This is a genomic window from Marinovum sp. E3 (assembly GCF_055755275.1).
Genome location: NZ_CM146908.1, coordinates 1546822 through 1562440 on the forward strand (window position 1 = coordinate 1546822; position 15619 = coordinate 1562440).

General features: G+C 64.8%; 13 protein-coding genes. 4 read left to right on the forward strand and 9 right to left on the reverse strand.

Annotated features, from left to right (window positions below; translation table 11 throughout):
• Positions 1–97: 97 nt before the first annotated feature.
• Positions 98–520 (forward strand): RNA polymerase-binding protein DksA, encoded by a 423-nt coding sequence (gene dksA / locus AC0J5K_RS07550; protein ID WP_048531962.1) that lies wholly within the window; start codon positions 98–100, stop codon positions 518–520.
• A gap of 74 nt (positions 521–594) precedes the next feature.
• Complete coding sequence (locus AC0J5K_RS07555; protein ID WP_274564601.1) at positions 595–1770, forward strand: FAD-dependent monooxygenase; 1176 nt, start codon at positions 595–597, stop codon at positions 1768–1770.
• 61 nt (positions 1771–1831) lie between these two features.
• Here the strand turns inward: AC0J5K_RS07555 and AC0J5K_RS07560 are convergent, their stop codons facing one another.
• Positions 1832–4255, reverse strand: a complete 2424-nt coding sequence (locus tag AC0J5K_RS07560; RefSeq protein WP_423135779.1) for a vWA domain-containing protein — start codon at positions 4253–4255, stop codon at positions 1832–1834.
• 186 nt (positions 4256–4441) lie between these two features.
• Between AC0J5K_RS07560 and uvrA the strand changes: the two genes are divergently transcribed.
• On the forward strand, positions 4442–7318 hold the full coding sequence (uvrA, locus tag AC0J5K_RS07565; RefSeq protein ID WP_274564604.1) for an excinuclease ABC subunit UvrA: 2877 nt from the start codon (positions 4442–4444) through the stop codon (positions 7316–7318).
• A gap of 65 nt (positions 7319–7383) precedes the next feature.
• On the opposite strand, the gene AC0J5K_RS07570 is transcribed toward uvrA, so the two are convergent.
• Complete coding sequence (locus AC0J5K_RS07570; protein ID WP_274564606.1) at positions 7384–8121, reverse strand: hypothetical protein; 738 nt, start codon at positions 8119–8121, stop codon at positions 7384–7386.
• A gap of 243 nt (positions 8122–8364) precedes the next feature.
• Here AC0J5K_RS07570 and AC0J5K_RS07575 point away from each other — a divergent pair, with 243 nt between their 5' ends.
• Positions 8365–9591, forward strand: a complete 1227-nt coding sequence (locus AC0J5K_RS07575) for an IS110 family RNA-guided transposase (RefSeq protein ID WP_274565301.1) — start codon at positions 8365–8367, stop codon at positions 9589–9591.
• A 62-nt stretch (positions 9592–9653) separates the two neighbouring features.
• Here AC0J5K_RS07575 and AC0J5K_RS07580 read toward each other — a convergent pair whose 3' ends face one another.
• The 7 genes from AC0J5K_RS07580 to AC0J5K_RS07610 all read right to left on the reverse strand — a co-directional run bounded on the left by AC0J5K_RS07580 (position 9654) and on the right by AC0J5K_RS07610 (position 15546).
• The gene (locus tag AC0J5K_RS07580) at positions 9654–9983 is read right to left on the reverse strand and encodes a hypothetical protein (RefSeq protein WP_074835791.1); all 330 of its coding nucleotides are present in this window, start codon (positions 9981–9983) and stop codon (positions 9654–9656) included.
• Positions 9984–10039: 56 nt separating this feature from the next.
• A complete protein-coding gene (gene mmsB, locus AC0J5K_RS07585) occupies positions 10040–10912 on the reverse strand; it encodes a 3-hydroxyisobutyrate dehydrogenase (protein ID WP_074835790.1) in 873 nt (290 codons plus the stop codon).
• Positions 10909–11955 carry an enoyl-CoA hydratase/isomerase family protein gene (locus AC0J5K_RS07590; RefSeq protein ID WP_274564507.1) on the reverse strand — a complete coding sequence of 349 codons (1047 nt, stop codon included), beginning with the start codon at positions 11953–11955 and terminating at the stop codon, positions 10909–10911. Before AC0J5K_RS07590 ends, mmsB begins: the two co-directional genes overlap by 4 nt.
• Entirely contained in the window at positions 11952–13094 is a 1143-nt protein-coding gene (locus tag AC0J5K_RS07595; protein WP_274564508.1) for an acyl-CoA dehydrogenase family protein, read from the reverse strand. Before AC0J5K_RS07595 ends, AC0J5K_RS07590 begins: the two co-directional genes overlap by 4 nt.
• A gap of 166 nt (positions 13095–13260) precedes the next feature.
• Positions 13261–13932: a DUF2161 domain-containing phosphodiesterase gene (locus AC0J5K_RS07600; RefSeq protein ID WP_274564509.1), complete on the reverse strand. Its 672-nt coding sequence runs from the start codon at positions 13930–13932 to the stop codon at positions 13261–13263.
• Positions 13929–15056 (reverse strand): carboxylate-amine ligase, encoded by a 1128-nt coding sequence (locus tag AC0J5K_RS07605; RefSeq protein WP_048531953.1) that lies wholly within the window; start codon positions 15054–15056, stop codon positions 13929–13931. The genes AC0J5K_RS07600 and AC0J5K_RS07605 overlap by 4 nt, the downstream gene beginning before the upstream one ends.
• 88 nt (positions 15057–15144) lie before the next feature.
• Positions 15145–15546 (reverse strand): hypothetical protein, encoded by a 402-nt coding sequence (locus AC0J5K_RS07610; RefSeq protein WP_048531952.1) that lies wholly within the window; start codon positions 15544–15546, stop codon positions 15145–15147.
• Positions 15547–15619 lie beyond the last annotated feature (73 nt).

Here is a 15619-nt window from a genome sequence, read left to right on the forward strand (position 1 = left end):
GGTGCTCAGGGAGTACTCCGAGCGCGCAGGGGTTGCCGGTCAAAAGGAGCATTCAAAATTGATTTCAACTGAGGCTGGCCAGAAAAAGGGAGCGGATATGAAACAAGAATCGTTTCTACCCGAAGATTATCGTCCCGCTGAGGACGAACCATTCATGAACGAGCGGCAAACTGAATATTTCCGCCGCAAGCTGATTTCCTGGAAAAACGAATTGCTCGACGAAACCCGCGATACGATCGAAGGGCTTCAGGAGAGCACGCGCAACATTCCCGATGTTGCGGATCGCGCCAGCGAAGAGACAGACCGCGCCATTGAACTGCGCACCCGCGACCGTCAGCGCAAGCTGGTCGCCAAGATCAATGCGGCCCTGCGCCGGATCGACGAGGGGGAATACGGCTATTGCGAGGTGACCGGCGAGCCGATCTCGCTCAAGCGTCTCGACGCGCGGCCGATCGCCACCATGAGCCTCGAGGCGCAGGAGCGTCACGAGCGCCGCGAAAAGGTGCACCGCGACGATTGAGCCGCGGCGCTGCATTGTAAAATAACGAAAACGCCGGGGCGCTCGCCCCGGCGTTTTTGTCAGAAGGGAAAGAGATGAGCCTTCTAGGTCTTGATATCCGCATCGTCGGCGGGGGCATCGGCGGGCTGGCCGCTGCGCTGTGCCTGGCCGGGCGGGGTGCACAGGTCACCGTTCTGGAACAGGCCGAGGCGATCCGCGAGGTCGGCGCCGGGCTTCAGATCAGCCCGAACGGGCTGCGGGTGATCGAGGCACTGGGGCTGGCGCCGGAGCTGGCGGCGCGCTCGGCCGAAGGCCGGGCGGTGTCGCTGCGCGATTTTCGCGCCGGCGACGAGGTGGCGCGGCTCGATCTCGGGCTGTTGCCGCGGGATCAACGCTATTTCTTTGTCCACCGCGCCGATCTGATCGATCTTCTGGTCACCGAGGCGCGGGCGCGCGGCGTGCGCTTCCGGCTGTTGCAAAAGGTGGCGGAGGTCCGGCCCGGCGCGGGGCCCGAACTGGTGATGGCCAATGGCGACGCCTGTACCGCCGATCTGGTGATCGGTGCCGACGGGCTGCATTCGCGGCTGCGCGAAGCGCTGATCGGCCCGGCCAGTCCGCAATTCACCGGTCAGGTGGCCTGGCGCGCGGTAATCCCGAATGTCACCGGCCAGGGTGCAGAGGTGCAGGTGCACATGGGGCCGGGCCGGCATCTGGTGTGTTATCCGCTGCGCGACGGCTCGGTGCTCAACCTCGTGGCGGCGCAGGAGCGCGCGGCCTGGGCCGAGGAAGGCTGGCAGCACCGCGACGATCCGGCCAACCTGCGCGCGGCCTTTGCCGGGTTCGGTCCGGCGGTGCAGCGGATGTTGGGCGCGGTGGAGGCGGTCCATCTCTGGGGTCTGTTCCGCCATCGGGTGGCGCCGCGCTGGGTCGGGGGGCACTGCGCTCTGCTGGGCGACGCGGCCCATCCGACGCTGCCCTATCTGGCGCAGGGGGCCAATATGGCGCTCGAGGATGCCTGGGCGCTCGGCGCCTGCCTGGCCGGGCATGAGGATATCGGCGCGGGGCTGGCCGCCTATCAGGCGCTGCGCATGGCGCGCTGTCAGAAAATCGTGGCCGCGGCCACCGGCAACGCCTGGAAATACCATTTGCGGCCCGGGCCGCTGCGGCTGGCGGCGCATACCGCGCTGCGTCTTGGCGCGCGGCTGGCCCCGGCGCGGGCGTTGCGGCAGTTCGACTGGCTCTACGGCTATGACGTAACCCGCGCGGTCTGACGCGCGGGGGCTGCGGCGCTGCGGTCGGGGAGGCCCCGGCGCGGGGCCGGGGCGGGGGTGGCTATTCGACCGTCAGCGGCTTGCGGGCGATCACCTTGCGGTTCTGGCCGACCACATAGCGCAGCTCGTAAGCGCCGGGCTGTTCGGGCAGTTTCAGGATCAACGGGCTGTCCTGACTGGTGCGGCCATAGGTTTCGTATTCATCGTCCGAAGATTGGGCGCGGGCGATCGACACGTAATCGTCGCTGAAATCAGGCCCGTCCCAATGCACCGCCAGATTGCCGCCGGCGGCGCCGCGCTCGGCGGCCTGCAAATCCGCGCTTACTTCGGTCAGGGTGATCTCCTTGCGGGCCAGGACCGAGGTGCCGTTGCTGGCCGCCACATAGCGCACTTCGTAGGTGCCGGGCACCGCCGGGGTACGCAGCAACAGGGGCGAGCCGGTCCGGGTGTAGCTATAGGCATCATGGCGGCTGTCGCCGGGCCGCGAAATCGAGATATAGTCGCGGTCATATCCCGGGCCCTCCCAGTTCACCACGATCGGGGCCCCGGCGCGGGCGGTCTCGGGAAGAGCGAGCGTCGCCTGCACATCCTGCACCTCGATCGGCAGGCTCGCCAGAACCGTGCGGTCCTGCGACATGACATAGCGCAGCTCGTAGCGGCCCGGCACCAGCGGCATGGTGAGCGAAAGCGGCATGCCCTTGCGGGTGTAGGTATAGGCCTCGTGGCCGTCGTCGCCGGGCCGGGCGACAGAGATGTAATCATTGGCATAATCCGGCCCGGTCCAGCGCACCTCGAGCGGCTGGCCGGCGGCGGCCTCGGCGGGGGCCTCGAGCGTGGCGCTGATTGCGACCACCGCGATGGGCCTGGTCGCCAGCACGGTGCGATCCTGCGACATCACATAGCGCAGCTCGTAGTCGCCGGGCACCGTCGGCATGACCACCTGCGCCGGGCTGCCCTTGCGGGTATAGGCGTAATTCTCGTAACCGTCATCGCCAAGCCGCGCGATGGAGATGTAATCATTGGCATAATCCGGGCCCTCCCAGGTCACCGGCAGGGTGGCGCCGGCGAGCGCGCTGTCTTCGGAAGCCAGTGTCGCCGTGACCTCGGTCACCGTCACCCTGCGGGTCGCCAGAACGGTGCGGTCCTGCGACATCACGTAGCGCAACTCGTAGTCGCCGGGCAGGGGTGGCATCAGCAACTGTCCGGGGCTGCCCTTGCGGGTGTAGACATAGCTCTCATAGCCATCATCGCCGGGCCGGGCGACCGAGATGTAGTCATTGGCATAATCCGGCCCTTGCCAGGTGACGGGCAACTGCGCCCCGGCGACGACGCTGTCGGCGGCGTCGAGGCTGGCGGTCACCTCGGTGACGGCGATCGGCCGGGTTGCCAGAGTCTTGCGCCCGTCCGAGAGGACATAGCGCAGCTCGTAGTCGCCGGGCAGGGCGGGCAGCAGTAACTCTGCCGGGCTGCCCTTGCGGGTATAGGCATAGGTTTCATAGCCGTCATCGCCGGGGCGCGCGACAGAGATGTAATCGTTCTGCGCATCGGGGCCGTCCCATGTCACCGGAAGGGTCGATCCGGCCGGCGCGCTATCGGCCGCTTCTAGGCTGGCGGGCGGCAACAGCGCGGGCAGGGCCAGGGTGACGGTTTGCGGGGCGTCGCCCTGGGCAAAGGTCATCTCGGCGCTGGCCTCGTCCTCGGGGCGCAACACCGACACAAGGTAATCACCCGGCAGCAGATCGGCGCTGACGGTGGCGCCACGCTCGAAATCGAGGATTGCGGTCTCGCCCCGCGAAAGGGACCAGATCAGCGGCGTGGCGATGCGTGGCCCGTCCTCGCCGTCGGTGGCGGCGAAATCGACGGTCACCGGCATCGGCTCGGGCGCGGCGGCGACCTCGGTCAGCGCCTCGCCCAACTCGCCGGCATTGGCGGCGGTGAGAAAGCGCCCGCCGGTCTCTTCGGCCAGGCATTGCATCTGCTCCAGCGCCTCGGGGTCGCTCACGTCGAAGCCCACCACATGCACGGTGAACTCGGCGCCGGCCTGTTCCAGCGCGCGGGCGGCGGCGCAGGGATCGGGGTTGCAGGTCTCGATGCCGTCGGACACCAGGATCACCGTCGCCTTTTCTTCGGTGTAGCGCAGCGCCTCGGCGGCGGCGGTCACCGCATCGGTCATCGGCGTCTTGCCGCGCGGCTGAATGCCGTTGACCGCAGTGGCGATGGCGTCGCGGGTGCCGGCACCGGGGGCAACCAGCGTCTCGATGTCGCTGCAATCGCCCTTGGTGCGGTGGCCATAGGCGGTCAGCCCCAGTTCCTGATCTCCGGGCAGGGCGGCCAGCAGATCACCCATCACCGTCTGGGCGATCTCGATCTTGGCCCGGCCGTCGATCTGGCCCCACATTGAGCCGGAGCCATCGAGCACCAGGATGGTGCGCGGGTTTTCCTGCGCCGACAACAGGCCCGGCAGCGCGAGCAGAGAAACTAACAATGTGCGGAGAAATGACATCCCGACCCCCAAATGACCAATTGAATGCGATAACCCTGCGTAAAGTGGACCCGCCGATCAACAGGGGAAATCCTCGCCTCGGCAGATGTTCGCCTTGTGTTCTCATTTTTCCATTGGCGAAACCGGCCTCATCCCCTATGTGTTAACCACTGCCGAAGGGGGGCTGAAATGCCGGAACTGAAACATATCGAGGTGCGCGGCGCGCGCGAGCACAATCTCAAGGGCATCGACGTCGATATCCCGCGCGATCAGCTTGTGGTGATCACCGGGCTGTCGGGCTCGGGCAAATCCTCGCTGGCCTTTGACACGATCTATGCCGAAGGGCAGCGCCGCTATGTCGAGAGCCTCTCGGCCTATGCGCGGCAGTTCCTCGACATGATGGAAAAGCCCGATGTCGATCATATCACCGGCCTGTCGCCGGCGATTTCGATCGAGCAGAAGACCACATCGAAGAACCCGCGTTCAACCGTCGGCACCGTGACCGAGATCTACGATTACATGCGGCTGCTCTTTGCCCGCGCCGGCACGCCCTATTCCCCCGCCACCGGCAAGCCGATCGAGGCGCAGCAGGTGCAGGACATGGTCGACCGGGTGATGACGCTCGAAGAGGGCACGCGCGGCTATCTGCTGGCGCCGATCATCCGCGACCGCAAGGGCGAATACCGCAAGGAATTCCTCGAGCTGCGCAAGCAGGGCTTTCAGCGGGTCAAGGTCGATGGCGCCTTCTACGAGCTCGACGAGCCGCCGGTGCTGGACAAGAAATACCGCCATGACATCGATGTGGTGGTCGACCGCATCGTAGTGCGCGAGGGGCTGGAGACGCGGCTGGCCGACAGCTTCCGCACCGCGCTCGACCTCGCCGATGGCATCGCCATCCTGGAAACCGCACCGCGCGACGACGAAGACCCGGAGCGGATCACTTTTTCCGAGAATTTCGCCTGTCCGGTCAGTGGCTTCACTATCCCCGAGATCGAGCCGCGGCTGTTTTCCTTCAACGCGCCGTTCGGCGCCTGCCCGGAATGTGACGGGCTGGGGATGGAGCTGTTCTTTGACGAACGGCTTGTGGTGCCCGACACCACTCTGAAGATCTACGATGGCGCGCTGGCGCCCTGGCGCAAGGGCAAATCGCCCTATTTCCTGCAAACCATCGAGGCGCTGGCCAAGCATTACGAGTTCGACAAGAACACCCGTTGGAAGGATCTGCCGAAACACGTCCAGCAGGTCTTCCTCTATGGCTCTGGCGACGAGGAGATCGAGTTTCGCTATGACGAGGGCGGCCGGGTCTATCAGATTTCCCGCGTCTTCGAGGGCGTCATTCCGAATATGGAACGGCGCTACCGCGAAACCGACAGCAACTGGATTCGCGAGGAATTCGAACGCTACCAGAACAACCGGTCGTGCCATGCCTGTGGCGGCTACCGTCTTCGGGACGAGGCGCTGGCGGTCAAGATCGGCGCGCCCGAGGACGATCTGCTGCATATCGGCCAGGTGGTGCAGATGTCGATCCGCGAGGCCTTTGACTGGTGCAATGAGGTGCCGCAGCACCTCAGCTCGCAGAAGAACGAGATCGCCCGCGCCATCCTCAAGGAGATCCGCGAACGGCTGGGGTTCCTCAACAATGTCGGCCTCGAATATCTGACGCTGAGCCGCAATGCCGGCACGCTCTCGGGTGGCGAGAGCCAGCGGATCCGGCTGGCGTCGCAGATCGGCTCTGGCCTGACCGGCGTGCTCTACGTGCTCGACGAGCCGTCGATCGGGCTGCACCAGCGCGACAATGACCGGCTGCTCGGTACGCTCAAGAACCTGCGCGACCAGGGCAATACTGTGATCGTGGTGGAACACGACGAAGAGGCGATCCGCGAGGCGGATTACGTCTTTGACATCGGGCCCGGTGCCGGGGTGCATGGCGGCCAGGTGGTGGCCCATGGCACGCCGGCCCAGGTGGCGGCGGAACCGTCGTCGGTCACCGGCCAATACCTCTCGGGCCAGCGCGAGATCGCGGTGCCGTCGGAACGGCGTGAGGGCAATGGCAAATCGGTGACCGTGGTCAAGGCCACGGGCAACAACCTGCGCAAAGTCACCGCCGAGTTTCCGCTGGGCAAATTCGTCTGCGTTTCGGGCGTGTCGGGCGGGGGCAAATCGACCCTGACCATCGAGACCCTGTTCAAGACCGCCTCGATGCGGCTCAACGGCGCGCGGCAGACGCCCGCCCCCTGCGAGACGATCCAGGGGCTGGAGCATCTCGACAAGGTGATCGACATCGACCAGCGGCCCATTGGCCGCACCCCACGGTCGAACCCCGCCACCTATACCGGCGCCTTCACCCCGATCCGCGACTGGTTTGCCGGGCTGCCGGAGGCCAAGGCGCGCGGCTACAAGCCCGGGCGCTTTTCGTTCAACGTCAAGGGCGGTCGGTGCGAGGCCTGTCAGGGCGACGGTGTCATCAAGATCGAGATGCACTTTCTGCCCGATGTCTATGTCGAATGCGAGACCTGCAAGGGCGCGCGCTACAACCGAGAGACTCTGGAAATCAAGTTCAAGGGCAAGAGCATAGCCGACGTTCTTGATATGACGGTTGAAGAGGCGCAGGAGTTCTTCAAGGCGGTGCCCTCGATCCGCGACAAGATGGATGCGCTGATGCGGGTGGGCCTTGGCTATATCAAGGTCGGCCAGCAGGCGACGACCCTCTCTGGCGGCGAGGCGCAGCGGGTGAAACTGTCGAAGGAACTGGCCAAACGCTCCACCGGCCGCACGCTCTACATCCTCGACGAGCCGACAACGGGCCTGCATTTCGAGGACGTGCGCAAGCTTTTGGAAGTGCTGCACGAACTGGTCGAGAGCGGCAATACCGTGGTGGTGATCGAACACAACCTCGACGTCATAAAGACCGCTGACTGGATCATCGACATCGGCCCCGAGGGTGGTGATGGCGGTGGCAAGATCGTCGCGACCGGCACGCCCGAGAAAGTGGCCAAGGTCAAGGCCAGCCACACCGGCCATTACCTCGCGCCGATGCTCAAACCACGCAAGTTGGCAGCGGAATGACAAACAGGGCCGGGCGCCGAGGCCCGGCCCTGTTTCCTGGGCGCTTTGACGTCCGGCCGCGCCGTTCAGCCGCCTTGGGCGACAAGGGACGAGGGCGCGATGGCGGCGATCCGCAGCAGCTGGATCATCTCGTAGGCGCGCAGCGGCATCAGCAGCACTTCGCCATCGACGGCGGCGTAATAATGATCGGGCTCGGGTTCGGGCAGGTCATAGGTTGCCAGCAGCCGGTCATGCCCCGCCAATGACGTCAGGTCGAGATCCTCGACATCGAACACCTGCACGTCCTGCAACCCGCGCAGCAGGCGGATGCGGCGATAATTCTCCATGTCGAGAAGCACCGGCTGGCCGTCGATGATGATATAGGCATGATCTTCGGGAGCCGGGTCGAGCGCAAAAATCTCGACGATCCGCTCTTGCGTCAGGGCGAAATCATTGACGAACGGGTCGAGGTCGGCGCCGTCCTCGACCTCGATATCGAGGTCATATTCCCGTTCGATCTCGCGGTCGATGTCGCGCTGGCGTTCGATCAGGTGCAGGTGCACGTCCTCGTCGTTGCGGCTGGCCCAATCCTCGGCGGTAACGGATTTTTTCGCCTGTCCGGGCGGCACGCAGGGCACGTCTTTCCCGGCCAGCCCCGGTGGGCAATCGATCAGAATGTCGCTGAGCCCCGAGGTGCCAAGCACCGCCAGCGGCACGCCCAGCCCGGCGATCCGCGACAGCGCGCGACGAGCAAAATCGGCGTCGCCATCGATCTCGACCTTGGACTTGCCGTCCTTGACCTCGATCTTGGCTTTATCCGGCATGATAGAATCGGCGCTTCGAAACCCTGCCAGTCTGTGCAGATCGGAGATAGGGTAGCACCATCCGGGATTTGGGGCGCCGGGAGCACGAAAGTGCGGGCAGACCGAGCTTGAGACATGGGCTGCGAGCCCGAAGCTTTATCTGGTCGCCCCTGCGGCTTGCCCGGATGTGCCGAGAGCACGGATCTGTAGTTGCCGCGTGCCCGCCTGCTCCCACGACGTGAATGCTTTTGAAGTGGAGGGAGTATGCGGATCATAGGAATGGACATTCATCGGGACTTTGCCGAAGTGGTGGCGCTGGAAGGTACCGCGCTGACCCATCTGGGCCGAGTAGAGATGACACGCGACAAACTTAGGGCCTTCGCGGCAGAATTGGAGGCCGCGGACCACGTCGTGCTGGAATCGACCGGCAATACGGTAGCGGTGGTCGACCTTCTGTCGCCGCATGTGGCACGGGTTGCGGTAGCCAACCCGCTGCAGGTGCATCTGATCGCGAAGGCCAAGACCAAGACAGACAAGATTGATGCGGGCGTTCTGGCAAAACTCTACGCCGCGGGTTTTCTACCCGAAGTGTGGATCCCGGACGAGGCGACGCTGGCGCGGCGCCGGCAGGTGGCGCGCCGCAGCCAGCTCGTGAAACAGCGTGTCCGGCTGAAGGGCTTCGTTCACTCAATCTTGCATGCGCATCTTGTCCCGCGGTGCCCCCATGCCGATATCTTCGGCGGCAAGGGGCGCGCTTGGCTGCGCGCGCAAGTGTTGCCAGACGATGAGCGCTCCGCAGTGGAGCGCCATATCGCCGAGCACGACCGACTCACAATCGCGCTGAAAGACATTGAAAAAGACATCGCCCAGGCGGCGCTGGCGGACGAAAACGTCCAACGGTTGATGACGATCCCGGGCATCGACATGATCGTGGCAGTCGGCGTGATGGCGGCCATCGGCCGGATTGATCGGTTTGGCTCACCCGACGCGCTTGTGGCCTATATCGGTCTCAATCCCAGCGTCTTTCAGTCCGGGGATGGACCTGCCCGTCATGGCCGTATCACCAAGCGCGGGCGCTCTCACGCGCGCTTCCTGCTGGTCGAGGCTGCCTGGCAGACCGTCCGTTCGCCCGGCCCTCTGCGCGCCTTCTACGAGCGCGTCCGCGCCCGCCGCGGCAATCACATTGCCGCTGTGGCCGTCGCGCGCAAACTGGCGGTCCTCATCTGGCACCTGCTGACCAAACGTGAGGACTATACCTGGGCGAGCCCGGCTCTCATGGCGCGCAAGCGCCGGTCCATGGAACTCGCTGCCGGGATGCCTTCTGAACGCGGAAAAAAGGGCGCCACGGCAGACTACAATCTGCCACATCGCCGGCGTGCCGACCGCGCAGGCGCCGAACTGTCAGAAATCGCCTATCGCCGCATGATGGAGGGCTGGCGAAAGAAGAAGCCGCGGAAGGGTGCGGGCGCCACACCCGAGGAACGACTATGACAAGGCTGCGTGACGGGACTTGAACCTCACGTCCCGTCCTTCGCCACGTGGTCACCCGCGCCTCAAGAATAGCACAAAATCGAAAAATGGGGCTGTTCAATCTCATCTGTGTCCTTGCCATCCTTGATCTCGATCTTGGCCTTGTCGTCCTTGATGTCGATCTTGGCTTTGACCTTGCCCTTGTCTTTCGACTTGTCCTTTTTCTTCTTCTTTTTCAGCTTGGCCTTTTTCTTGCCCTTCTTCTTGTCTTTGTCCTTGACGAGCAACAGGTCGGCACCCGCCACGGCATTGGCCTGAACATCCGGCCGGGGCATCTGGGTCGGGGCCGCCTCGGCGGCGAAGGGCAGCGAAAGCGCGGCGGCAAGGGCGAACGGAGAGATGAAGCGGGTCATGGCGTTCCTCGCAGTATGAACTGCAACGTCAACGCGCCAGCTTTGCGCCCGGTTCCTCAGCCACGGCTCCGGGTTTCGAACCGGGGCAACATGGCCGAGAAATCTCGGCCCGACCCGTCCTCGTTTTCGACGAATTGCGCATAGAGATCGCGCGCTGCCTGACCCATGGGCGTGTCCGCATCCGCGGCTTCCGCCGCCTGCTGGGCCAGTCGCAGATCCTTCAGCATCAATTCGGCCGCGAAGCCGGGCTGATAGCCGTTGTCGGCGGGGCTTTTCGGGCCGATGCCGGGGGCCGGGCAATAGGCGTTCATCGACCAGCTGTACCCCGATGAGGTCGAGACCACGTCGAACATCGCCTGCCGGTCGAGGCCCAGCTTGTCGGCCAGGGCAAAGGCCTCGCAGGTGGCGATCATGGTGACACCGAGGATCATGTTGTTGCAGATCTTGGCCGCCTGACCATTGCCCGAGGGGCCGCAGAGCACTGCTTTCTGGCCCATCACGTCAAACAGCTCTTTCACGGCGGCAAAGCCCATGTCGGAGCCGCCCACCATGAAGGTCAGCGTGCCCGCCGCCGCCCCGGTGACTCCGCCGGAAACCGGCGCGTCGAGCGGCTCGAGCCCGGCGGCCTGGGCCTGTTCGGCCACGACGCGGGCGCTTTCCACATCGACGGTCGAGCAATCGAGGAAGACCGCGCCTTTTTCCATCGCCGGAATGATTTCATCGGCGACGGCGCGCAGGATCGCGCCATTGGGCAGCATGGTGATGACCACCTGCGCGCCGCTTGCCACCTCGGTGGCAGAGCCGGCCTTCGCCACGCCCTCGATCTCGACGTCGGCAGTGTCGAAGCCCGTGACCTCATGGCCGGCCTTGGCCAGATTGGCGGCCATTGGCCCGCCCATGTTGCCCAATCCGATAAACCCGATCTTCATTTTGCATCCTCCCCGAATGTCAGCCCGTCCTTGCCCAGCGGTTGCAGCATCTGCGTGACCCGCGGCGGTTTCAGCCCGCGCAGATCGTCGCTCCACTTCGGGCTCTTGTCCTTGTCGATGATCGCCGCGCGAATGCCTTCGAGAAAGTCGCCATGTTCCATCGCACGGGCGGAAAAGCGGTATTCGGTCTCGAGCGCGCGGCGGATGTCGCCACCGGGGCCGCGCAGCCGGTGCACCATCTCGAGCGTCGCGCCCATCGAAAGCGGGCAGTTGCGTTCGAGCATCTTCAGCGTCTCGGTGGCAAATGCGCTGTCGTGGTGATCCAGCGCATTGACCACGTCCAGCAGGGTTTCGCCGCCGAAGGTGGCGTCGATCTCGGGCTGGAGCGCGGCCAGCCGGCTTTCCGGCGGGGTCACACAGGAGCGGTCGATCATGGTCCATTCGCCGGTGCGTTCCAGCACCTCGATCAGCGCCGGCCAGTCGGCCTCGGGAATGTAGCAATCGGCAAATCCGGCGTGGATCGCATCGCCGGGGCCCATGCGTGCGCCGGTGAGACCGAGGTATTCCCCAAGCCGCCCCGGCGCCTGCGCCAGCAGCAGGCTGCCGCCCACGTCCGGCACCAGACCGATGCCGCATTCCGGCATGGCGATGCGCGAGCTTTCCGCCACGATCCGGTGCGAGCCGTGACAGGATACGCCGACGCCGCCGCCCATGGTGAAGCCCTGCATGAAGCTCGCCACAGGCTTGGGAAACTGGAACAGCCGGGCATTCATCCGGTATTCGTCGCGCCAGAACCGCCGGCCATATTCATAGTCGCCGCGCAACCCACTGGCATACATTTCGGCGATATCGCCACCGGCGCAGAACGCCTTTTCGCCCTCGGCATCGATGATCAGCATTGCGACATCGGTGTCGGCGGCCCACTCCCGGAGCGCGGCGTCGATCGCCAGGCACATGTCATGCGTCAGCGCGTTGAGCGCCTCGGGGCGGCTGAGGGTGATGCGGCCGGCGCGGCCGGTCTTGCGTATCGAGATATCGGTCATCTGTTCTTCAGCAGGTGGCGCGCGACGATCACGCGCATGATTTCATTTGTGCCTTCGAGGATCTGATGCACGCGCAGATCGCGTACCAGTTTTTCGATCCCGTAATCGGCGAGATAGCCATAGCCACCGTGCAGTTGAAGGCACTGATCCACAACCTGGCTTCCGGTCTCGGTCACAAATTTTTTCGCCATGGCGCAGGCCGGGGTGGCATCAGGCGCGCCGGAATCCAGTTTCCAGGCTGCCTGCCGCAGAAAGACACGGGCGGCCTGTAGGTTGATCTCCATGTCTGCCAGGCGGAACTGCAATGCCTGGAACTGGTCGATCGGCTGGCCAAAGGCCTTGCGCTCGCCCATGTAGTCCAGCGTCAGGTTCAGCCCGCTCTGCGCCGCGCCCAGCGAACAGGCCGAGATATTGAGCCGCCCGCCGTCGAGCCCGGCCATGGCGTATTTGAAGCCACTGCCTTCCGCGCCCAGCAGGTTCTCGGCCGGCACCAGACAATCGTCGAGCTGCACCTGGCGGGTCGGCTGGCTCTTCCAGCCCATCTTGTCTTCGAGCCCGCCAAAGCTCAGCCCCTCTGTGCCGTCTTCGACGATCATCGCCGAGATGCCGCGCGGGCTGTCATCGCCGGTGCGGCACATCACGATATAGGCGTCGGAATAGCCGCCGCCCGAGATGAAAGCCTTGGTGCCGGTCAGACGATAGCCTTCGTTGGTCTTGGCGGCGCGGGTCTTGAGCCCGGCGGCGTCAGAGCCCGAGCCCGGCTCGGTCAGGCAGTATGAGAACACCGTCTCCATCGACACCGCCTTGGGCAGCACCCGCGCCTTGAGATCGTCGGAGCCGAAGCTGTCGATCATCTTGGCGCACATGTTGTGGATCGACAGGAAGGCCGCCACCGAGGGGCAGGCCATACTCAGCGCCTCGAAGACCAGCGTCGCGTCGAGCCGCGACAGGCCCGAGCCGCCGCTCTCTTCGGAGACGTAGAGCCCGCCCAGGCCCAGCTCGCCGATCCGCGGCCAGAGATCCTTGGGAATCGAGCCCTCGGCCTCCCATTGCCGGGCATGGGGCTCGATATGCTCCTGCCCGAACGCATGTGCCATGTCGAAAATGGCGGTCTGTTCCTCGGTGAGTGCAAAGTCCATGTCGCGGCGCTCCCCCTTGCCGTGAATTGAATGCCTGTTCAATTATCGCGGAGATATGGGGCAGTTTGCAAGAAACTTTTTGGCCAGTCGGGGCCGGGCAGGTCGGGGAACAGGTCAAAAAGATGGCAGGGCGGGCATCGCGGCGCGGCCCATGCAGGCCAATACGTCACAACTCGGTGTCGTCGCCGTTGCCCATCGCCTCGGTCCCGCGCGGGGTAAGCTGATAGACGCCGCGCGTGACCCGCTCGAACCAGCCATAATGGTCGTCGGCCATGATGCGGGTGGCTGTGGTGACGCCGGTGACCGCGCGGATCTCGGCACATTTCGAGGCGCCATGGCGCCGCAGATGCAGGGCGATCTTGACCGCGTCCTGCCGATAGGCGGTGACCAGCGGGCCACTGCGCGCGGCACCGCCGAGGTTCGGGTCGCCCTCGCGGCGGGCAAATTCGCGCAACAGCCGGGACTTGCGCGCCTTGACCTTGCGCGGCGCATAAGGCGCGGGGTCGAGGTGGACCTCGGTATGGCCATCGCTCAGCCGCACGGTGATCAGACCGAGCCCGAGCCGGCGGCACAGGGTCTTGTTGTCCTTGAGCGCCCGCAGGAACCGCTTGCCGGGCAGGCGCGGCACCGCGACATAGACAAAATCCGTCATCGCCTGCCGCGCCACGGCCTGATGAAACAGGGTCAGCGCAAAGCCGGTCTTCAGCTCGACGATCACCGGTTCGTCCTCGCCGGGGCGCAGGGCCACGACGTCGGCGGCGCCGATCTCGGCTTTCACGTCATAGCCCTGCGCCACAAGCAGCGCCTTCACATGGGGGTAGAGATCGGTTTCTTTCACAGGTCGGCCTGAAAATCCTCGATCAGATGGCTGACCACCGCGCGCATCTGGGTGTCATGATCAGCGCCGGCGGCCTCGGCCGCGACACGAACCGCGCGCTGGCGCATTGCAGAGGTGCCGCGGTCGAGGATGGTGCGCAGGTGCATCAGCTCTTCGACACAGTTCAGCGCCTCGGCGTCCTCGTGCAACAGGCCGATCAATTCGTTGGTCAGCTCGTCCATCGGTACGATCTCGCCCCGGCCGAAATCGATCAATCCTTCCTCGATGCCATAGCGCTGGGCCCGCCAGCGGTTTTCCGAGATCAGGAAGCGGTCGTAGATCCGCCAGCGCTGGTTGCGGGTGCGCAGGCGCCACAACATGCGGTGCAGGCATTGGATCACCGCCGCCACCGCCAGCGTGTCTTCCATCCGCGGGCAGACATCACAAATCCGCGTCTCGAGCGTGGGAAAGCTGTGGCTGGGGCGCAGATCCCACCAGATCTTGGTGCTGTCCTCGATCAGCCCAAGATCGACCAGCGCCTTGACGGAACGTTCGTATTCGTCCCAGGAGCTGAGCTGCGGCGGCAGGCCGGTGCGCGGAAGATTGTCGAAAACCGACAGGCGGTAAGAACTCAATCCGGTGTCCTCGCCCTGCCAGAACGGCGAAGAGGTGGACAGCGCCAGGAGATGCGGCAGAAAATAGCTGAGCTGACGCAGCAGGTCGGCCCGCAGCGGGTCGTCGTTCAGGCCGACATGCACATGCATCCCGCAGATCAGCATCCGTCGCATCACTCCGCCCAGATCCTGGCGGATCCGGTTGTAGCGTTCCTTGTCGGTGTGGTGCTGGTTTTTCCAGTCGGCGAAGGGGTGGCATGAGGCGGCAATCGGCGCGGCGTTGTGCCTGGCGGCGCAATCGGCAATCGTCCGGCGCAGGTGACGCAGGTCATCGCGGGCCTGGCCGACGTCCTCGCAGACGCCGGTGCCGATCTCGATCTGGCACTGCATGTACTCCGGGCTCACCTGATCGGCCAGCGCCTGCTTGCAATCGGCCATCATGTCGTCGGGCACCTCGACCAGGGCGAGGCTGTCGCGGTCGACCAGCAGGTATTCCTCTTCGATGCCGATGGTGAACTCGGGTGTGGCCATTGCGTCGGTCCCTTCGCCCGGCTGCTGCGCATTGCGACGAGCCTGCCATAACCTGCTGGCAGCGCGCAATATTAAGCACCCGGCGCCGTCAGGGAACCCGCAGCGTTTCGGGCGCCACGGCGAGAAATCTTGCCGCTTCGGCGCGGTCGCGGAACACATCCGCCGTGATCCCGTCAAAGCCCTGCATGAGCGCCAGATACATCCGCGCGGTGCCGAAGCCGATGTCGTTCGGGGCCAGGATGGCCACCCGAACCTCTTTGGCCTGCTCATAGAAGCCGGTGCGCGAACGCGTCAGGCTCATCACCTGGGTAAAGCTGAGATCGGCACTTTCCAATCCGGTCAGGTCGCAAAAGACATTCTGATCCGGCTTTCGATCGGGACTGGCCGCGAGTTCCTGGAACAAATCAGCCATGTCCTGTGCGCCGATCCGCCCGTCCAGTCGCAGCAGAAATAAACCCCGGTCGTGATCGACATCGAACTTGTAACGCATTTACCTCTCCCGACCTTGCGGTGCCGCCATTAAGCTTCGTGTTCCAAGGAACATCAGGGGAAAAAGCGGGTCA